The following is a 19,659-nucleotide window of genomic DNA, read 5'->3' as shown; positions in this document are numbered from 1 at the left end:
GATCAGGCCGGCGTGTTCTCGTGGGCGTCGATCAGCTCGAGCACGTCGGAGATCAGCGCGCGCATCGCGACGCGTGCCGAATTGGGGTCGCGTGCCTGGATCGCATCGAGCACGCGGCCGTGATCCGCGACATTGGCGGTGCGCCCCTTCACGCGGTTGGTGAAGCGGATCGAGGTGCGCAGCGCCGTGCCCACCACGTCGCGGAACTGGACGTAGAAGGGGTTGCCCGAGGCGCGGAGGATCGAGACGTGGAAGGCGATATCCGCCTCCAGCGTGTCGTCCATGCCCTTCTCGGCGGCTTCCATGCGGGCAAGGCCTTCGCCGATCGCCTCGATATCGGCACTGGTGGCGAAGCGCGCGGCGAGCGCGGCGGCTTCGGGCTCGATCGCGACGCGCAGCTGGTTGAACTGCTTGAGCAGCTCGACCGAGAATTGCCGCTCGAGCAGCCAGCGCAGCACGTCGGTGTCGAACAGGTTCCAGGACGTGGTCGGCTCGACCACCGTGCCCTGGCGCGGACGGGCGCTCAGCAGGCCCTTGGCCGTGAGCATCTTGACCGCTTCGCGCGTCACCGAACGGCTGACACCGTGCTGGGTGGTCAGCTCGGCCTCGGTCGGGAAGGGCTTGTTCTCGTAATGGCCGGTGACGATCGCGCGGCCCAGCCGGTCGAGCAGGCCATAGGTGAGGTTGCGGCCAAGCTGCGGACGGAGTTCGTCTGACGACTTGGATAGAGACGTTGCCACGCGCGGGTATTCCTTTTCTGTCGAGGCGACGGTCGTCGCTTGCCCTCTGATTTCTAGCTGTATCCCAAACGCGTGGCTAGACAAGCCCAATTAATAAGATAAATGAACCATTCGACCGCCCCGTTTGAGCGCGCGGTACCTAAGGGAGGGATAGCGTGACGAGCCTGTCGCAGATCGACCTGATCGTGGTCATCATATACGCCATCGGCATATTCGGCCTGGCGCAGTGGGTCAGCCGGGAAAAGGCGGGCCACGCCAAGGACACGTCCGACTATTTCCTCGCGTCCAAGTCGCTGCCCTGGTGGGCGATCGGCGCGTCGCTGATCGCGGCGAACATCTCGGCCGAGCAGATCGTCGGCATGGCCGGCTCGGGCTACAAGATCGGCCTCGCCATTGCCTCGTACGAGTGGATGGCGGCGCTCACGCTGTTGATCGTCGGCAAGTACTTCCTGCCGATCTTCCTCAAGAACCAGATCTACACGATGCCGCAGTTCCTCGAGCAGCGGTACGGCAAGGTGCTGCCGGTGCTGATGGCGGTGTTCTGGCTCGCGCTCTACGTGTTCGTGAACCTGACCTCGATCATCTGGCTCGGCTCGATCGCGGTGCACAAGGTGGCGGGTATCGACCAGAACGCGGCGCTGATCGCGCTCGGCCTGTTCGCGCTGCTCTACCAGCTCTACGGCGGCCTCAAGGCAGTGGCGCTGACCGACATCGTCCAGGTGACGCTGCTGGTGATGGGCGGCCTGATCGTCTCGTATCTGACGCTCGACCAGATCGGCGGCGGGCAAGGCGTGTTCGCCGGCTTCCACACGCTGATGAACGCGCATCCCGAGAAGTTCGACATGATCCTCTCGCCCGACAATCCCTATTACAAGGACCTGCCCGGCATCGCCGTGCTCGTCGGCGGCATGTGGATCGCCAACCTGAGCTATTGGGGCTTCAACCAGTACATCATCCAGCGCGCGCTGGCCGCGAAGAACCTGGGCGAGGCGCAGAAGGGCATCACGCTCGCCGCGTACCTCAAGCTGCTGATGCCGGTGATCATCGTGCTGCCGGGCATCGCCGCGGTGATGCTGGCGCCGAACCTGGCGGTGGGCGACGAGGCCTATCCGACGATGCTCAAGCTGCTGCCGCCGGGCCTGCTCGGCCTGGTCTTCGCGGCGCTGGTCGCGGCGATCATCGCGTCGACCGCCTCCAAGATCAATTCGATCGGCACCATCTTCACGCTGGATCTTTACGCCAAGGCGCGCGGGATCAACACGCGCGGCGAGAATGGCGAGGGCAAGACCGGCCAGGAGAAGCATCTCGTCCTCGTCGGCCGTATCGTCGCGGCCGCCGCGGTGGTGATCGCGATCCTCGCCGCCAGGCCGCTGATCGGCCAGTCCGACCAGGCCTTCCAGTTCATCCAGGAATTCTCGGGCTTTTTCACGCCCGGTATCACCGTGATCTTCCTGCTCGGCCTGTTCTGGAAGCCGGCGACCGAGAATGGCGCAATTACCGCGGCGATCATGTCGGTGTTCATGTCCTGGTTCATGTGGGTCAACTGGGCCGTGCCGCATGACTTTCTTGGCATGCACATCCCGGTGAACGTACTGGGTACCAGTGTGGCGGCTTTCCAGGATGCCCTGGGGCTGACGGGCATGCCGTTCATGAACCGGATGATGGTGGTCTTCTTCGTCAGCCTGGGGCTGGCAGTGGTTGTCAGCCTTGTGTTCAAGGGTAGTGGCAACGCCAATCGCGTGACCATGGAGGGTGTCAGCTTCAAGACTCCGAACGTGTTCAACATCGCCGGCATCGGCGTGATCCTGATCCTCATCGCGCTGTACTCGGTCTGGTGGTGAGCTTCTCCGGCACCTTCCTCGCCATCGACTGGGGGACGACCAACCGGCGCGTCTTCCTGGTCGAGGGCGGCCAGGTCGTGCGCACCGAGCGCGACGACCGGGGCGTCACCTCGGTCAGCGACTTCGCGGCCGAGGCGGCGGGCATCCGGGAGCGGTTCGGCGACCTGCCGATGCTGATGGCCGGGATGGTCGGGTCGAACATCGGCTGGCAGGCGGCACCCTATGTGCCGGCGCCGGCCGGGGTCGAGGACCTTGCGGCAAACCTGCTGCGGATCGACGAGCGCACGGCGATCGTCCCCGGCGTCTCGGTGACCGGGCCGGCGGATGTGATGCGGGGCGAGGAGGTCCAGCTGCTGGGCGCGGTCGCTGCCGGGCTGGTGCCGCACGACGCGCTGCTCGCCCAGCCGGGCACGCACTGCAAATGGGCGCTGATGGAAGGCGGGCGGATCGCCGGCTTCACCACCGCGATGACCGGCGAGCTGTTCGCCATGCTGCGCAAATATGGCCTGCTTTCCTCGCAGCTTACCGAGGAAGTGACGCTGGGCCAGGCGTTCCTCGACGGGGTGGAGGAGGGGCGCAAGCGCGACCTCGCCGCTTCGCTGTTCGGCATCCGCGCGGCCAAGCTGCTGGGCGAGCGCGAGGACGCCGACGCGGCGAGCTTCGCCAGCGGCCTGCTGATCGGCAGCGACGTCGCGGCAAGGCTCGAGCGGGTGGGGCATGACACGGTCCACATCCTCGCCGACCCGGTGCTCGGGGCCCTCTATGCCGCCGCGATCGAGGTGCATGGGCGCCGCGCCGTGCGGGTCGACAGTCACGCCGCCTTCGTGGCCGGCATCATCGCAATCGGGAGTATCATGTGAGCCATATCGCCGCCTTCGACGCCGCTTTCAGCCGTTGCCCGCTGGTCGCCATCCTGCGCGGCGTGAAGCCCGACGAGGTCGAGGAGATCGGCGAAGCACTTGTTTCGGCTGGCTTTACCCTGATCGAAGTGCCGATGAACTCGCCCGAGCCGCTCGACAGCATCGCGCGGCTGGCCAAGCGCTTCGCGGGCCGGGCCCAGATCGGCGCCGGCACGGTGCTGACCGAGGCGCAGGTGGCCGCGGTCGAGGCGGCCGGGGGCACGATGATCATATCGCCTAACGCCAACCTCAAGGTCATCGCCGCCAGCGCCGCCCGGGGGCTGGTGTCGCTGCCCGGCATCTTCACGATGAGCGAGGCCTTTGCCGCGCTGGAGACCGGCGCCACGGCGCTCAAGCTGTTCCCCGCCGAGGCGGCGAGCCCCAATGTTCTCAAGGCGATGCGGGCGGTGCTGCCCAAGGACGCGCGGGTGCTGCCGGTGGGCGGCATCGCGCCCGACACCATGGCCCCGTGGCGGGCCGCCGGAGCCCCCGGCTTCGGGCTCGGCTCGGCGCTGTACAAGCCCGGCATGACCGCCGAGCAGGTGGGCTCCAATGCCCGCGCCTTCATCGCCGCGCTCGCGGACTGAACCAGATACGAACCGTGGCAAAGGTTGCGCGCTGAGGCTTGTTTTGCGCCCTAAATTATATGATAAGTCATCTCATATAAATGGGAGAGAAGCCTTGAAGAAGCGTGACCTCTGGAGCGGGGCAGTGATCGCCGCTGCCCTGTGCCTCGGCTCCGGAAGTGTATCCGCGCAGACGGCTCCGGCCGCGGAAGCTGGCACCTACACCAATCCGCTGCTCCCTTCGGGTCCCGATCCCTGGATCACCCAGGTCGACGGCACCTATTATTACATGCACACCCAGCGGACGGGCATCACGCTGTACCGGACGCGGAACATCGCGGACCTGGCCCATGCGGAGCAGAAGCAGGTCTGGACGCCGCCCAAGGAGGGGCCGAACGCCCATCTGATCTGGGCGCCCGAGCTGCACCGTATCGGCAAGAGCTGGTTCCTCTACTATACCGCCACCGCGAGCGGCTTCGGCGACGACGCCCACCGGGCCGTGTTCGCATTGGAGAACAAAGCGTCCGATCCGCTCAGCGGCACCTGGATCGACCGCGGGCGGATCAACACCGCCCATGCCGGGATCGACGGCACCAGCTTCGAATATCGCGGCAAGCGCTACTTCGTCTATTCGCCCTATCTGGGCCCGGACAGCGGCCTGGCGATCGCCGAGATGGCGAACCCCTGGACGCTCAAGGGCAAGGAGCAGGTGATCGCCATGCCCGACCAGCCCTGGGAGCGGCTCGACGGGCGCCAGATCCTGGAAGGGCCGGAGTTCCTGCTGGGGCCCAAGGGCGACCTGTTCCTGACCTATTCGGCGAGCCCCTGCTGGTCCGACGATTACGCGCTCGGCCTGCTGCGCGCGGCGCCCGGCGCCAACCCGCTCGATCCCAAGGCCTGGAGCAAGTCGCCGACGCCGGTGCTGCACAAGGGGAATGGTGTGTTCGCAACCGGCCATAACGGCTTCTTCAAGTCGCCCGACGGCAAGGAGAACTGGATCATCTACCACGCCAATGCGGCGGCGGGGATGAAGTGCACGCTGAAGCGTGCACCGCACATCCAGAAGTTCGGCTGGACGGCGGATGGCCGGCCCGATTTCGGCCTGCCGGTGCCCGAGGGCGCGCCGCAAAAGGTGCCGTCGGGAACACGCTGATTAGGATACGATAACCGTCAATAGCCTGGAGGGGACCTATGCACTGGATGTCACGTGGAGCCTTGATTGCCGCTTTCCTGATCGCGGCCCCCGCAGGGGCACAGCCGGGACCGGACGGCTGGACGCCGGCCTGGACGGCCAGCATGTGGCAGGCGAACCAGCCCGCCCAGCGCGTTTCGGTGGAGAATGCGACGCTGCGCATGCAGGTGCGCGTCGGCGCGGCGGGCAGCAAGGTCCGCATCCGGCTGGCCAACGACTATGGCCCGGCGATGCGGATCGGCGCGGCGAGCGTGCGGATCGCCGGCGGCAAGCCGGTGCGCGTCACCTTTGACGGGCACGGCCAGGGCCAGCTGCGCAACGGCGCGCCGCTGGTGAGCGATCCGGTGGCACTGCCGGTCAAGGCGTTCGACCTGATCGACGTGTCGCTCTACATGCCCGACAAGGTCGATATCGACACGGTGCACGGCGCGGGCGGGGCGAAGACCGCGATCTCGCCGTCGGGCGACTTCACCGACAAGGACTTCACGCCGCTCCTCCAGTCGGGCCCGCGCCCGCTGCTCGCCGAGGTGGATGTGCTGGGCGCGAAGCAGCGCCCGGTGATCGTCGCCTATGGCGACTCGATCACCGACAATACCGGCTGCGCGAACGACGCGGTGCCGGCGTGCCGCTGGGGCGATGTGCTCGGCCGGCGGATCGCCGCGGCGGGGATGCCGCATGTCGTGGTGACCCAGGCGATCTCGGGCAACCGCATCCTGTCGAGCGGCGCGGGGCCCAATGCGCTCGCGCGCTTCGACCGCGACGTGCTGGCGCTGCCGGGCGTGACGCATGTCGTGGTGCTCGAGGGGATCAACGACATCGGCGGATCGGGCCGCAACAATGGCCCGGTGGTCAGCGCCGACGACCTGAAGTCCGGTTTCCGCCAGCTCGTCCAGCGCGCGCATGCGCATGGCATCAAGGTGATCGGCATGACGATCCTGCCGTTCGAGGGCGCGGGTTACCAGACCCCGGCGGGCGAGGCGCTGCGGAGCGAGGTCAATGACTGGATCCGCACCTCGGGCGTTTTCGACGCGGTGGTCGACATGGAGAAGGTCGTCGCCGATCCGGCCAATCCGAAGCGGCTCGCCTCGGCACTGCAGGGCGGGGACAATCTCCACCCGAACGGCGCGGGCGAGACCAGGATGGGCGAGGCGATCCCGCTCAAGCTGTTCAAATAGGCTTCGCGTTCCCGCAAGGGGAGGCACGCGGCCGCCGGCACCGGGACATTCCCGTGCCGGCGGCCGCAATCATGTCGGGGAGACCACGCGGCGGAAATAGACCACAAAGGCTTCGCGCACGCGGCCGGTGCCGAAGGTCGTGGCGTCGCGCGCCAGCCCCTCGGCCTCGAGGCTGGCGCTGGCGGTGTCGCGCTCCAGCGTTTCCCAGGCCGGGTTCATCGACCCGCCGGGATCTTCCTCCGCCAGGCCCGAGACTTCGCACAGGCTGGTCGTGCACCGGGCGGTGAGCGAGCGGGTGTCGACATGGGCGAGGCCGCGCATGAAGGCGAGAAGCCGGGTCTCGCTGCGGCTTGCCCAGGCGCGATCCCGCGCCTCGCGGGTGACCAGATACTGGTTCGCGTCGGCCAGCTCCGAATTGCGCTGCGGGGTGAGTGGCGGGCGTTTCGTGGCGGGGGGCGCCGGAAGGGGCGCGGCTGCCGGCTGCGGGGTGCCGGCAGCGATCGTCACCACGCCGGCTTCGCTGGATGGGGGTTCGGACGGCCACGCCATCCAGGCCAGCGCGAGCCCGGCAGGCAATGCGAGTGCCGCACTCCCTATCCAGCGGCGGCCGCGCGTCTCGTTCGTCAGGCCAGGCATGATTGCTCCTCCTGCGATGGATCGTGATGCGACAGGGGACCGGCCGCCGGCGGGCGGCGGCCGGTCCCGATTTGCGGGCCTCAGTTGCTCGGGCCGCTCGCGAAATAGACGTTGCACACGCCGTTCACGTTGCGGGTCTGCAGCTCGACAAAGGTCGCGCCGGTGCCCACCCATTGCAGGCCGGGCGAGAAGCCCTCGCAGCCATTGGTGACCGGCGCCGGCAGCGTGACCGGTGCGGCCAGCGTGGTCCAGGGGCCGTTCGGATTGCCGCTCGCGCTCTTGAACATCACGGTGCCGTTCAGGCCCGAGGGCGAGCCGTCGGCGACGCGCATATACTGGCCGATCCACAGGATCGAGCCGTCGGGCAGCACCTTGTTGACCGGGGTGTTCGAGAAGAACCGGTCGAGCGAGTCCTTCATCCGCGTGCCCATCACGTTGACCGGGCCATAGTTCCAGCCGTCGGTCGAGGTGCGGTAGTAGCTCGCGCAGTTGAGCGGCGCGGCCTGGCCGCAGATCTCATAGGTCATCAGCCGCGTGCCGTCGGCCAGGTTCGACACGACCGGCATGCCGGGGCGAAGCGGCCAGGTGGCGTCGGCATTGCTGTTGGACAGCTGGACGTCGTTGGTCTGGTCGATCCAGTGGACGCCGTCATAGGTGCGGCGGCGGGCGATCTTCTGGCTGCAGCAGGGGCTGCTCTCGTCCGCATAGTGCATCACGATCGCACCGTCGGTGGCCATCGAGAAATCGGGCTCCCACAGGCCCTGGCTGTTGGCCGACTGGACCGCGATCGACACGAAGCTCCAGTTACGGCCGTTGTCGGTGCTCTTGTAGATGTTGATCTTGGCCAGGCTGGTCGCGGTCTTCTGGGTATCGACCACGACGCCGAGGATCAGCGTGCCGGCGGTGAGCGAGCCGATCGTCTGCGGCACGCGGAACAGGCTGGGGCTGCTTGCCTTCAGCGTCTGGAATTCCGGATCGTTGATCGTGCCGACCTGGGTGAAGGTGGCGCCGCTGTCGGTGCTCGAGAAGATCTTGATGTGATCGTCGCCGGTGAACGAGAGGACCGAGGCGACGAGCTCGCCGCTGGGGAGCAGGCGGATGCGGGGATAGCGTGAATTCGCAGCAAGCAGGGTCTGGGCCTGGGCGACGACGGTCGTCATGCCGACCAGGGCCAGGCCGGCGAGGAGCCGCGTGGTGCGGCCGAGCATGCGCTTATGGATGTGCTGATTCTGTGATCGCCTAATCATATCGCTCTCCTGTTTCCCGCTGTTCACATCGGGCGGCAGGAGCGGGGGCCTGGCGCCTGTCCTTGAAATCACCTGGGTCTGGTCACCTCATTCTCGTGCCGGGCGCGCGGGCCCCCTGCGCCGGAAGCGCGGGGCTTCGGCGGGGTTCGGGTTTCTGGAAAGGACGCCGCATGGAGGAGGCCCCATGCGGCGCCAAAGTTACCGACGGGGAGTCGGTTCTCAGAAGCGGAAGCGGACCCCCATGCGATAGACGGTCTCGAGATAGCGGACCTGCGCGGCGTAGGTGTCGCCCTTCGCGTTGAATGCACGGTAGGTGCGCTGCTGCGAGCCGAGCAGGTTCGCGATGGAGAAGTTCAGCGAGACATTGTCCGTCGGATTGAGCGAGCCCGAGAAGTCGAGCGTGCCGCGGCCCTTCTCGACCGTGGGCAGGGTGAGCTGGGTGGTCACCGCCGGATCGGTCACCACGCCATAGGTCTGGAAGCTCGAACGGTAATTGTACGAGAGGCGCAGCGACAGCGGCTTGCTGTCATAGAAGAACTGCGCGTTGGCGAGGTGCGACGACACGCCGCTGAGCGGCTGAATGCCGGGCAGCGTGGCGGCGGCGCTGGGCGACAGTTCCGAGCCGTGGTCGAGATAGGTGTAGTTCGCCAGCACGCCGAAATTCTGCATCCATTGCGGCAGCGACGGGATCTTGAAGAAGGTGCGGAAGCCCGCCTCGATGCCCTGGATATAGCCCTTCTGCCCGTTCTCCGGCCGGTCGACGCGCAGCGGGCCGAGCTCCGGGTCGTTGAGGAAGACGGTGGCGTTGTTGATGAAGCCGATGATGTCGCGGCGGAACACCTGGACGGTCGCCGAGCCCGAGCGCGAGAAATAATATTCGAGCGAGGCGTCGTAGTTGGTGGATTCGACCGGCTGGAGATCGGGGTTGCCGCCGCTCGCGGTGCGATAGTTGCACACCGGCGGGGTGACGCTGTTGTCGCAGGCCAGGGTGGCGTTGACGGTCAGCGTCGGGTTCAGCGAGCCGAAGCCGGGGCGGGTGCGCGTCTTGGTGAAGGACATGCGCGCCTGCAGCGTGCGCGACAGCTTCAGCCGGGCGCTGACATTGGGCAGATAGTCGAGATACTCGTTGGTCTTCGCATAGGGCGTGCCGGCGCCCGAGCCGATCTTGAGCGTGCCGCTGATGTCGTTGGTGGTGCGGACGACGCGCAGGCCAAGCTGGCCGTCGAGCTCCATCGATCCGATCGGGAACTTGTAGTGCGTCTGGAGATAGGCGGCATAGGCCTTCTCGTTGGCGCTGTAGACCCAATCCAGCTTCGGATAGCCGGCCGGCTGGCCGACCAGCATGCGGAGATAGTCCGCATTGTGGATGATGCTCTGCCGGGTCGGCGTGATCCAGGTGCGGGGATGGGTGGTCGGGTCGCCGCGGAAGCCGATCATCGACATCTCGAAGTCGAGCGGCAGGTTGACATACTGGATGCGCGGATCGGTCGCGCCCAGGGTCGGCGTGCGGTTCTCGGCCGGGTCATTGTAGGAATCGGCGTCGCGGTTGCTGTAGCGGACGCCGGCCTGGAGCCGGTCGAAGATCGCGAAGTCGATCGGCAGGTCGGCGTCGAGCCGGCCCTGGAAGCTGCGGCCGTGATTGTCCGCGCCGTTCTCCGCGAAGTTCAGCATGCGCCACGAGGCGGGATCGGCCAGGTTGATGTCGGTCACATAGGCCGAGGCGCCGCCGCCGCCCGACCGGTCGTCGAAGTTGAAGACGCGGGTGCCCAGCGAATTCGTGAAGATGTTGAACTGCATGTTGCGGTTCCAGTTTCGCGAATCGGTGAGCGCGACGTCGCCGGTGATGCGGCCGCCGCCGGGCACCTTCCAGATGAAGCCGGTGCCGCCCTGATAGGTGTCGGTCTTGTTCCACTGGGCGACCTGGTAGCCGGTGATGCCGTTGCCGGCGCCGCGCATGGTCATCTGGCAGACCAGGTCGGTGCTGCCCTCGCACATGGTCACGTCGTAGAGCGGCGCGTTGCTGCCCGTGTCGAAGTGCAGCGCGCTCGACTCGCCGGCGGCGCGGAAGCCCTGGAACAGGAAGTCGGCGTAGAATTCCAGGCTCTGGCTGGGGCGCCACTGGAGCGCCGCCGAGGCCGAGGGGCGGAAGCGGTTCGAGCTCGGATACTGGAAGGAGACTCGGGTCGGGTAGCGGACATTGGGATAGTTCGCCACGCCGCCGACCACGACGTTCGCCGCGTGGCGCAGGATCTGGGTGTTGTTGTCGCGGTAGGAATCGACGAACTTGTTGTCGGTGTAGCTGCCCTCGACCAGCAGGCCGATCTCGCCGATGCCGGTCTCCCAGCGGTTGCTGATCAGCAGGTTGGCGTCGATGCCGAACTCCTGCGACTGGCGCCAGTGCAGCCCGGTGATGCCGCCGACGATGCGGCTGCCCTTGAAGTTGAACGGCTTGTTCGACTTCACGTCGATCTCGCCGGCGATGCCCGCCTCGACCAGGTTGGCGCCCGCGGTCTTGAACACGTCGAAGCGCGAAACCGAGGCGGCCGGGAAGTCCTGCAGCGCGACGTTGCGGCCCTCGGCGGTGAAGATCTCGCGGCCGTTATAGGTGGTGGTGATGTCGGGCAGGCCGCGCAGGCGGACGCCGCCGGCCTCGCCGTTCAGCCGGTCGACCTGCACGCCGGTGATGCGCGCGAGCGATTCCGCGCCGGTGGAATCGGGCAGCTTGCCGATATCCTCGGCGACGAGCGAATCGACGATGTCGTCCGAGTCCTTCTTGATCGCCTGCGCGGTCTCGAGGCTGCGGCGGAAGCCGCTGACGATGATCTCGTTGGGATCGATCTCGGTATCCTGCGTGGCTTCCGGAACGCTGGCCGCGGGCTGCTCCGCGGTCTGCGCGGCGGCGATGCCCGGCAGCGCGGTGAGCGCGAGCGCGGAAGCGCCGATCAGGAACCGATTGTTGCGACGATTCATTCTTTCCCCTCCCATATCGTCCGAGTTTCTTACTCGGGGCTTATCTATCCGAATTATCATATCAAAATTGGCCTGACAATATCCCGTTGGAGGCCTGACCTGAATCGGCGCAAGTCCTTCATGTCGGGCGTAGATTCAGGATTTACCCGCCAAGGGGTGCTTCGACTCGGGTTGGCCGGACCTGTCGTCGGGGGTGAAAATGCCGGTGACGATGCCGTGCATCGCCGCCCGCGCCTGCTCCCAGTCGCCGCTGGCGATGGCGCCGCGGACCGTCGCATAGGCGGCCAGTTCGTCGGCCGGATCGCCGGTCCTGCGCCGCATCCGGTTCGCGATGCGCAACGCGGCTTCCACCGCGTCCTGGAACTGGGCGTAGAAGGGATTGCGCGCTGCCTGGAGGACCGCGGCGTGGAAGGCGATCCGGGCGTCGATCGGATCCTCGTCACGCCGTTCGCAGAGCTGCATGTGCTCGAGCGCGTCGGAGATGCGCTGCACGCCGCGCGGCCAGGCAAAGCGCGCCGCGAACTCCGCCGCCGCCGGCTCGATCGCGACCCGCAGCTGGTTGAACTGGCCCAGCGCGTCCGCCGCATGGCGCCGCTGGAGGAGCCAGCGCAGCACGTCGGTGTCGAGCAGGCTCCAGCAGGAGAGGGGTTGCACGTTCGTGCCCAGACGCGGGCGACTCGCCAGCAGGCCCTTGGCGGTGAGCATCTTCACCGCTTCGCGCGTCACCGAGAGGCTGGTGCCGTAATGCCGGGCCAGCTCGGCCTCGGGCGGGAAGGGCTTGTCGTCATAATCGCCGGCGGCAATCGCCCCGCCGATCGCGTGCAGCAGCCCGAAGGTGAGGCTGTGCCCGAGCTGCGGGCGATCGGGCGCGCCGCCCCTTGGCAGCCCCGCGAAGCCGAGGCCCGGCTGGGCGACCGCGAAGTTCGCGCGGGCGTTCACGGCCTGGTCGCCCGGGTGAAATTTCGCGGCATCCAGCACTCCCCCTTTTTCCCGACATCCGATCGGTGCACGATTTCGGTAGATTGGTCAGATAAATGTTACTATATTGGCCTGACCAAAACAAGGAGGGGGACCGAATGGGTACCGAAAAGCGCCGAGTGCATGTTTTCCTGGCGGGCGCGGGGTTCGCGGCAATGCTGGCGGCGCCGTTCGCCGCGCTTTCGCAGCAGGCGCCGAAGCAGGATCCGGCGGTTCGGGAGGCGAAGCTCGTCGCGACCTATTCGGACACCAGCCGGCTGGGCACGCCCTGGGCCAAGGACCCGTCGGTGGTCCGCTTCAACGGCAAGTTCCTGATGTATTATACGGTGCCCGCGCCGCGCGAGAATCCGGTGGGGGTGAAGGACTTCCCCAAGGGGCTGGCGATCGGCATCGCCGAGAGCACCGACCTGAAGACCTGGACCAAGGTCGGCGAGATCCTGCCCAGGCAGCAGGTCGAGGCGAACGGCATCGCGGCGCCGGGCGCCGTGGTGATCGGCGGCAAGGTCCACCTGTTCTACCAGACCTATGGCAATCGCGAGAAGGACGCGATCAACCATGCCTGGTCGTCGGACGGCATCGTGTTCGAGCGCGATCCCGGCAACCCGGTCTTCCATCCCGATCCCGCCACCGCCAAGTGGAGCGTCGGCCGGGCGATCGACGCCGAAGCATTCGTCCAGGGCAACCGGCTGATGCTCTATTACGCTACGCGCGATCCCGAATTCAAAGTGCAGAAGGTCGGGGTGGCGAGCGCGCCGATCGGCTCGAAGTTCACCAGGGGCGACTTCACCAACCTCAACAACGACAAGTCGATCCTGGAGCCCGAGCTGGCCTGGGAGCGCAACTGCATCGAGGCGCCGAGCGTCATCCGCCGCGGCGGCAAGCTCTACATGTTCTACGCCGGCGGCTACAACAACGAGCCGCAGCAGATCGGCGTCGCGGTGAGCACCGACGGCGTGAAGTGGAAGCGGCTTTCCGACAAGCCGTTCCTCGCCAACGGGCCGAAGGGCAGCTGGAACGCTTCGGAATCGGGCCATCCCGGCATCTTCCAGTTCGGCAACCGCACCTTCCTGTTCTTCCAGGGCAATAACGATCGCGGGAAGAGCTGGACGCTGGCCGCCACCGAGATCGGCTGGAACGCCAAGGGACCGTATCTGAAGTAACTCCGGCCACGCCGCGCATAAACATAAGAACAGGAGAGTAGAATTGGCCCTTGTCCGCATCCTGGCCGCGCTGAGCCTTGCCGCCATGGTCCCCGGCCTGGCCCCGGCCGAGGCGCTGGCGCAGCAGGCGCCCGCCGCATCCGCATCGTTCGACCTGGTCGCGGAGGGCGCGGCGCCGACGATCTTCGTGAGCGCCGGCGACGCCCCGGTGGTCGGGATCGCGGCGCGTGCCTTTGCCGGCGATGTCGAGCGTGTGTCGGGCGTGAAGCCGCAGGTTTCCGAAGCGGCGCCGAGCGGGCGCCTGGCGATCCTGGCGGGGACGATCGGCGGCTCGCCGGTGATCGACAGGCTGATCGCCGACAAGCGCATCGCGGTCGACAAGGTGGCGGGCCAGAGCGAGGCCTATACGATCGCGCTGGTCGACAAGCCGGTGCCCGGGGTCGATCGCGCACTGGTCGTGGTCGGGGCGGACCGGCGGGGCACCGCTTATGGCATCTTCCGCCTTTCCGAGCAGATCGGCGTCTCGCCCTGGGTGTGGTGGGCCAATGTAACTCCGGCCCGGCGCGGCAGCGTGCGACTGAACGCCGGCACGGTCGTCCAGGGCTCGCCCTCGGTCCGCTATCGCGGCCTGTTCATCAATGACGAGGACTGGTCGATCCGCCCCTGGGCGACCCGGATCGACCCGACCGGCGACATGGGGCCGACGACCTATGCGCATGTATTCGAACTGCTGCTGCGGTTGCGCGCCAATTTCCTGTGGCCGGCGATGCACAAGGTCAGTTCGGCGTTCAACCAGGTCGCGGGCAATGCCGAGATGGCGGACCGCTATGCGATCGTGATGGGCGCCAGCCACGCCGAGCCCATGCTGCGCGACAATGTCGCCGAGTGGAATTTCGAGCAGCGCGGCGAATTCAACTACGCCAAGAACGGCAGGAACATCCTCGACTATTGGCGCGACCGGGTGAAGGCCAACCACCAGTATGAGAATGTCTACACCGTCGGCATGCGCGGCATCCACGACAGCCCGGCGGAGATGAACAAGGGCTTCGACGGCGTCCGGCTGCTCGAGAAGGTGGTAAGCGACCAGCGCGGTCTGCTCAGCGAAGTGGGGCAGGACCCCACAAAGGTCCCGCAGATCTTCGTGCCCTACAAGGAAGTGCTCGACATCTACCGCAAGGGCATGAAGGTGCCCGACGACGTCACGCTCGCCTGGGTGGACGACAATTACGGCTATATCCGCCAGCTCTCGACCAAGGCCGAGCAGCAGCGCCCCGGCGGCGGCGGCGTCTACTACCATATCTCCTATTGGGGCGTGCCCAACGACTATCTGTGGCTCGACACCACGCCGCCCGCGCTGATCGGCGAGGAAATGGGCAAGGCCTATGCCACCAATTCCCGCCGCCTCTGGGTGGTCAATGTCGGCGACATCAAGCCGGGCGAGAAGGGCCTGAACTATTTCCTCGACCTGGCCTATGACTATGAGGGCACCGCGAAGCTGGGCCAGCAGGGCTGGCTGAAGCGCTGGGCGACCGGGAATTTCGGGCCCGAACAGGCCGATGCGATCGCGGCGCTGCTCGGCGATTTCTACCGGCTCAACTATGACCGCAAGCCCGAGCATATGGGCTGGAACGACGCCGAGACCGCGCCGCGGCCGACCGAGTTCTCGCCGGTCGCCTATGGCGACGAGGCGGGCCGGCGCACCGCCGAGTTCCGCGATCTCGACAAGCGCGCCGAGGCGATCGCCGCGAAGCTGCCGGCGGAGAAGCGCGACGGCTTCTACCATCTCGTCCTCTATCCGGTGCGCGGCAGCGCGATGATGAACGTGAAGATGCTGAACGCGGATCGCAGCTTCCTCTACGCGCATCAGGGGCGGGCCAGCGCCAATCTCCACGCCGATGCCGCGGTTGATGCGTACAAGCGGATCAAGCAGGCGACCGAGGCGTATAACGCCGTGGGTGGCGGCCAATGGTCGCACTTCATGAACGACGAGCCGCGCATGCAGGCAGTGTTCAACATGCCGCCGCTCGGCCGGGTGACGCCGTCCGCCACGCCGGGGCTGGGCGTTGCGGTCGAGGGATCGATCGACGCCTGGGCGGAGCATCCCGCCAGGGCCGCCGATGCCGCGGACGCCAGCCTGCGCGTGCAACGCTGGCGGACCGCCGCGGCTCCCGCCGACCGGCTCCCGGTGTTCGAGCGGGCGACCGATGCGCGCCACTTCATCGATGCGTTCAACACCGGCACCGGTACGCTCGATGTGTCCGCCACGGCCTCGGCGCCGTGGATCCGGATCGAGCGCGAGGACCAGCCGGGCGGCGACCAGCGGCTGTGGGTGTCGATCGACTGGCGCAAGCTCAAGGCCGGCGAGAGCGCGAGCGGCAGCGTGACCGTCTCCGCCGCCGGCGCCAGCCGCAGCATCGCGGTCTCGGCCCGCAATGTCGCGGTGCCCAGGGGCATGCTGGTCGAGGACAATGGCATCATCGCCTTCTCGGCGCAGCGTTATGCGAAGCTCCAGCCGGTCGGCGGGCTCGGCTGGCAGGTGATGCCGGAGCTCGGCCGATCGGGACAGGCGCTGCAGAGCAGCGTCGCACTGGCCAGCGCGGCGGACCCGGCCGGAGCGCCCTATGCCGAATATCGCTTCCGGGTGACGCATGCGGGCGATGCGAAGCTGCGCGCGACGCTGATGCCGAGCTTCGCGCTCACTGCCGAGAACAAGCTGCGCTACGCGGTGTCGATCGACGGCGGGCCGATCCAGCTGGTCGATGCCGAAGCCAGGCGCGACTGGAGCGACGGGGTGGAGCGCAATGCGATCACCTCGGTCACCAGCTGGCCGGCGCTGGGGGCGGGCGAGCATCGCCTGCGCATCTATGCGCTCGATCCGGGCGTGGTGCTCGATTCGCTGGTCCTCGATCTGGGCGGCCTCGCCACCGCCTATCTCGCGCCGCCGGAGACCGTTGCGAAATGAGCCGCCGGATCCAGGGGTTGCTCGCGCTCGGCGCGGTGCTGCTCGGCACGGGCGCGGCGCAGGCGCAGGGCGCGCTGGGCGCGAACTACAACGAGCATTTCGAGGATGTGGACTATCGCGATCTCGACAAGGCCGGCGCGCACTGGGTCCGGCTGTTCCTCACCATGCCCGAGCTGGAGCGGAGCCCGGCCGCCGGGCACGGCGCGGTCCGGACGATCCTCGACGTGGCGAAGCACGGCTATGGCACGATCCTCTCGCTGAAGTTCCCGCGCAACCGGCAGGATTTCCCCAAGCCGGGCAGCGCCGGGATGGCGCGGGAGATGGCCTGGCTCGACCAGGTGCTGCCGCTGGTGATGGGCAAGGTCGATATCCTGGTGATCGGCAACGAGCCCTATATCGAGAGCCGCCGCGAGGATCGCGACCTCGACCTCAACGCCTATTACGAGGTGATGGCGAACCGGGCGATCGCGTACCGGAGGGCGCATTGCGCCAAGGGGTGCCGCACGCGGCTGTACATGGGGGCGCTCAACCGGCTCGACCTGGAGATCAACCGGACGCCCTCGACCGAGCGCTGGATGGCGTTCGTCAAGGCGACGCCGGAGATCGACGGGGTCGACATCCACCCGCATCTGCCGGCGATCGAGGGCTCGCAGGTCTTTGTCGACTATGTCGTCGCGCGGATGCGGCCGGACCAGAAGTTCCTCGCCACCGAATTCTCGATCGTCCGCTGGTGGGAGCAGAACATGCAGGCGGCGATCCCGCCGGGCTTCGCCGATGCCCGGCACCTGCCGCGCGAGACGAAGAACTGGCAGGTGATCAAGGCGGCGCTGGAGAGCCCATTCCCCAAGGCGGAATGGGACGCGTTCCTGGCGCAGAGCCCGTGGTTCGAGAGCCGGAAGCACTATCTGCGCAACCAGATGGCGATCTTCCGCAATTCCGGCCGGCTGGCGGTCGCCAATTACGGGTTCAGGCAGGGCAGCTCGATGAGCCGCAATTTCGGGCCGGCTACCACGCCCTGGCTGCTCAACAGCGTCTTCGCCGCGCGCACCGTCCGGCCCAATCCGGATGGCAGCGCCGCGTTCAACTATGCCTGGATCGAGGATTTCAGGGCGCTGCAATAACCGACCGCGGATCGCGCGGCTTCTCGACGTCATCGCAAAAGGGGGAGGCAACATGTTGAAGGTCCTGACGATCGGCGCCGCGCTGCTGGGCGCCGCCACCGCCGGTGCGGCGCATGCCCAGGGCGCGCTGGGCGCCAGCTACAACGACCAGTTCGGCGAGCTCGACTATCGCGACCTGGAGAAGTCCGGGGCGAAATGGGTGCGGATGTCGCTGCCCTTGCCGCAGCTCGATCGCGGCGTCGGCAGCAACGGCGTGCTCAACAGGATCCTCGAGGCTTCGGAGCGGGGATACAGCACCGTCCTGTCGCTCAAGTTCGGCTATGTCGGCACCATTCCACCGCAGGTGGGGAGCGATGCGTATCTGAAGGACGTGGCGCGGCTCGATGCGGTGCTGGGGCTGGTGACGGGCAAGGTCGATGTGCTGGTGATCGGCAACGATCCCTTCCTTGAGGTCCCCGAGAAGAACCGGGACGACAGCTTCAACGCCTATTACGAGGCGGTCGCGCGGCAGGTGATCGCGCACCGAGCGAAGACCTGCGCGACGAACTGCCGGACGCGCCTCTACATGGGCGCGCTGGTCCGGCTGGAGATGCCGGCGGAGCGGAACAAGGTGGTCGAGCGCTGGATGAGCTTCGTGAAGGCGACCCCGGAGATCGAGGGGGTGGCGATCCAGACGCATGTCGCCGAAGTCGAGGACTCGAAGGCCTATCTGAAATACATCCTGCCGCGCATGCGCCCCGAACAGAAGTTCGTCGTCACCGACTTCTCGCTGGTGAAGACCTGGACGGAGAACATGCAGGGGGCGATCCCCAAGGCGTTCGCCGAGAAATATGGCGCGCCGCGGACCGCGCAGAACTGGCAGATCGTCAAGGCGTCGTTGGAGACGCCCTTCTCCAAGGTGCAGTGGGACGAGTTCCTGTCGCAGAGCCCCTGGCTGGAGAGCCGCAAGCATTTCCTGGCGAACCAGATGCAGGTCTTCCGCGACACCGGGCGGCTCGCGGTCGCCACCATTGCGTTCACACAGGGCGCCGCCCCGGCGGACAAGCTCAGCCCCGGCGCGGCCGCCTGGCAGCTGAACAGCGTCGTCGTCCGGCGCTCCGCCAAGCGCAATCCGGACGGCAGCGCGGCGTTCAACTATGCCTGGATCGACGACTTCAAGGCGCTGCAGAAATAATGGACATGGACCTCACCCGCCGGACCCTGATCGCCGGATCGGCGCTGGCCGCGACATTGCCGCTCGGCGCGGCGGCGGCGGCACCGATCGAACGCTTCCCGATCTGGCCCGGATCGCCGCCGGGCGGAGAGGGGCTCAGCGTGCGCGACGAGACGGTCCGGCGCTCGGTCAACGGGCCGGCGGACGACATCGCCTGGCCGCATGTCGCGACGCCGATGCTCAATGTCGTGCCCGCGACCCAGCCCAATGGCGGCGCGATCCTCTATGTCCCCGGCGGCGGCTATGCCCGGGTGGCGGTGGGGCGCGAGGGATCGGGGATCGCCCGTGCCTTCGCCGCCCGGGGCTTCACTGTGTTCGAACTGCTCTACCGCCTGCCGCGCGACGGCTGGGCGGCGGGGCCGGACGTGTCGCTGCAGGACGCGCAGCGCGCGATGCGGCTGATCCGGGCGGGAGCTGGCAAGTGGCGGATCGACCCGGCCCGGGTCGCGGCGATGGGCTTCTCGGCCGGAGGGCATCTCACTGCCCGGCTCGCCAGCCGCGCGGCGCTCAGGACCTACGACCCGGTCGACGCCGCCGACGCGCAATCGGCGCGCCCCATCGTCGCCGGGCTGTTCTTCCCGGTGATCACCATGGCCGATCCCGTGGCGCACGCCGCCTCGAAGCGCGAGCTGCTGGGGAGCGATGCCAGCCCGGCGCGGATCGCGCGCTTCTCGGCGGAGAACGACCTGCCGGCGGACATGCCGCCGACCCTGGTCGCGCATGCCGCCGACGATCCGGTGGTAAGCCCGGGCAACAGCCTGGCGATGTTCGCCGCGTTGCAGGCGGCCAGGATCCCGTCCGAGCTGCATATCTTCGAGAAGGGCGGCCACGGCCTGCCGCTCAAGGAAGCGGGCAGGGACCATCCCTGGCCGGCGCTGTTCGAGCGCTTTGCCCGCAACCACGGGATGTGATCCGCCGGGCAAGGAGCATGCGCGAGAAGGCGGTGGCCTGGGTAATAG

The 19,659-nt window shown here is 67.4% G+C and carries 15 protein-coding genes; 10 read left to right on the top strand and 5 right to left on the bottom strand.

The window, feature by feature from the left end:
* Positions 1 to 2: 2 nt before the first annotated feature.
* Positions 3 to 740, bottom strand: coding sequence for a FadR/GntR family transcriptional regulator (locus tag HNP52_RS13420; protein WP_184167872.1), 738 nt, complete (start codon positions 738 to 740; stop codon positions 3 to 5).
* A 155-nt stretch (positions 741 to 895) separates the two neighbouring features.
* Here HNP52_RS13420 and HNP52_RS13415 point away from each other — a divergent pair, with 155 nt between their 5' ends.
* From HNP52_RS13415 to HNP52_RS13395, 5 genes are all read left to right on the top strand, one after another.
* Positions 896 to 2,581, top strand: a complete 1,686-nt coding sequence (locus tag HNP52_RS13415) for a sodium/sugar symporter (RefSeq protein ID WP_311768463.1) — start codon at positions 896 to 898, stop codon at positions 2,579 to 2,581.
* A complete protein-coding gene (locus HNP52_RS13410) occupies positions 2,572 to 3,441 on the top strand; it encodes a 2-dehydro-3-deoxygalactonokinase (protein ID WP_184168348.1) in 870 nt (289 codons plus the stop codon). The genes HNP52_RS13415 and HNP52_RS13410 overlap by 10 nt, the downstream gene beginning before the upstream one ends.
* Entirely contained in the window at positions 3,438 to 4,067 is a 630-nt protein-coding gene (locus HNP52_RS13405; protein ID WP_184167870.1) for a 2-dehydro-3-deoxy-6-phosphogalactonate aldolase, read from the top strand. Before HNP52_RS13410 ends, HNP52_RS13405 begins: the two co-directional genes overlap by 4 nt.
* A gap of 94 nt (positions 4,068 to 4,161) precedes the next feature.
* A complete protein-coding gene (locus HNP52_RS13400) occupies positions 4,162 to 5,199 on the top strand; it encodes a glycoside hydrolase family 43 protein (protein ID WP_260396083.1) in 1,038 nt (345 codons plus the stop codon).
* A gap of 62 nt (positions 5,200 to 5,261) precedes the next feature.
* Positions 5,262 to 6,413, top strand: a complete 1,152-nt coding sequence (locus HNP52_RS13395; protein ID WP_184167866.1) for an SGNH/GDSL hydrolase family protein — start codon at positions 5,262 to 5,264, stop codon at positions 6,411 to 6,413.
* Between the two features lie 69 nt (positions 6,414 to 6,482).
* Here HNP52_RS13395 and HNP52_RS13390 read toward each other — a convergent pair whose 3' ends face one another.
* The 4 genes from HNP52_RS13390 to HNP52_RS13375 form a co-directional block, all read right to left on the bottom strand.
* On the bottom strand, positions 6,483 to 7,049 hold the full coding sequence (locus HNP52_RS13390) for a hypothetical protein (RefSeq protein WP_184167864.1): 567 nt from the start codon (positions 7,047 to 7,049) through the stop codon (positions 6,483 to 6,485).
* Between the two features lie 80 nt (positions 7,050 to 7,129).
* Complete coding sequence (locus tag HNP52_RS13385) at positions 7,130 to 8,296, bottom strand: sialidase family protein (protein WP_184167862.1); 1,167 nt, start codon at positions 8,294 to 8,296, stop codon at positions 7,130 to 7,132.
* 219 nt (positions 8,297 to 8,515) lie between these two features.
* Entirely contained in the window at positions 8,516 to 11,266 is a 2,751-nt protein-coding gene (locus tag HNP52_RS13380; protein ID WP_184167860.1) for a TonB-dependent receptor, read from the bottom strand.
* A 135-nt stretch (positions 11,267 to 11,401) separates the two neighbouring features.
* On the bottom strand, positions 11,402 to 12,205 hold the full coding sequence (locus tag HNP52_RS13375; protein WP_311768462.1) for an FCD domain-containing protein: 804 nt from the start codon (positions 12,203 to 12,205) through the stop codon (positions 11,402 to 11,404).
* A 137-nt stretch (positions 12,206 to 12,342) separates the two neighbouring features.
* Between HNP52_RS13375 and HNP52_RS13370 the strand changes: the two genes are divergently transcribed.
* The 5 genes from HNP52_RS13370 to HNP52_RS13350 are packed head-to-tail and all read left to right on the top strand — an operon-like array spanning position 12,343 to position 19,611.
* Positions 12,343 to 13,404: a family 43 glycosylhydrolase gene (locus HNP52_RS13370; protein WP_184167858.1), complete on the top strand. Its 1,062-nt coding sequence runs from the start codon at positions 12,343 to 12,345 to the stop codon at positions 13,402 to 13,404.
* Between the two features lie 43 nt (positions 13,405 to 13,447).
* A complete protein-coding gene (locus HNP52_RS13365; protein WP_184167856.1) occupies positions 13,448 to 16,366 on the top strand; it encodes a glycosyl hydrolase 115 family protein in 2,919 nt (972 codons plus the stop codon).
* Positions 16,363 to 17,487 carry a hypothetical protein gene (locus tag HNP52_RS13360; RefSeq protein WP_184167854.1) on the top strand — a complete coding sequence of 375 codons (1,125 nt, stop codon included), beginning with the start codon at positions 16,363 to 16,365 and terminating at the stop codon, positions 17,485 to 17,487. Before HNP52_RS13365 ends, HNP52_RS13360 begins: the two co-directional genes overlap by 4 nt.
* A 52-nt stretch (positions 17,488 to 17,539) precedes the next feature.
* Positions 17,540 to 18,661: a hypothetical protein gene (locus HNP52_RS13355; RefSeq protein ID WP_184167852.1), complete on the top strand. Its 1,122-nt coding sequence runs from the start codon at positions 17,540 to 17,542 to the stop codon at positions 18,659 to 18,661.
* On the top strand, positions 18,661 to 19,611 hold the full coding sequence (locus HNP52_RS13350) for an alpha/beta hydrolase (protein WP_184167850.1): 951 nt from the start codon (positions 18,661 to 18,663) through the stop codon (positions 19,609 to 19,611). The genes HNP52_RS13355 and HNP52_RS13350 overlap by 1 nt, the downstream gene beginning before the upstream one ends.
* Positions 19,612 to 19,659 lie beyond the last annotated feature (48 nt).

Origin of the sequence: Sphingomonas kyeonggiensis (genome assembly GCF_014204495.1) — a bacterium.
In the GTDB taxonomy this organism is placed as follows: Bacteria; Pseudomonadota; Alphaproteobacteria; order Sphingomonadales; family Sphingomonadaceae; genus Sphingomonas; species Sphingomonas kyeonggiensis_A.
The sequence above is the reverse complement of the archived record's forward strand: the minus strand, read 5'-3'. Positions and strand labels throughout refer to the sequence as shown.

What these genes read in the sequence shown, in the direction of transcription:
- HNP52_RS13390 (WP_184167864.1), bottom strand. Translation starts at nt 7,049, where the DNA reads ATGCCTGGCCTGACGAACGAGACGCGCGGCCGCCGCTGGATAGGGAGT.
- HNP52_RS13385 (WP_184167862.1), bottom strand. Translation starts at nt 8,296, where the DNA reads ATGATTAGGCGATCACAGAATCAGCACATCCATAAGCGCATGCTCGGC.
- HNP52_RS13380 (WP_184167860.1), bottom strand. Translation starts at nt 11,266, where the DNA reads ATGAATCGTCGCAACAATCGGTTCCTGATCGGCGCTTCCGCGCTCGCG.
- HNP52_RS13370 (WP_184167858.1), top strand. Translation starts at nt 12,343, where the DNA reads ATGGGTACCGAAAAGCGCCGAGTGCATGTTTTCCTGGCGGGCGCGGGG.
- HNP52_RS13360 (WP_184167854.1), top strand. Translation starts at nt 16,363, where the DNA reads ATGAGCCGCCGGATCCAGGGGTTGCTCGCGCTCGGCGCGGTGCTGCTC.
- HNP52_RS13355 (WP_184167852.1), top strand. Translation starts at nt 17,540, where the DNA reads ATGTTGAAGGTCCTGACGATCGGCGCCGCGCTGCTGGGCGCCGCCACC.
- HNP52_RS13350 (WP_184167850.1), top strand. Translation starts at nt 18,661, where the DNA reads ATGGACATGGACCTCACCCGCCGGACCCTGATCGCCGGATCGGCGCTG.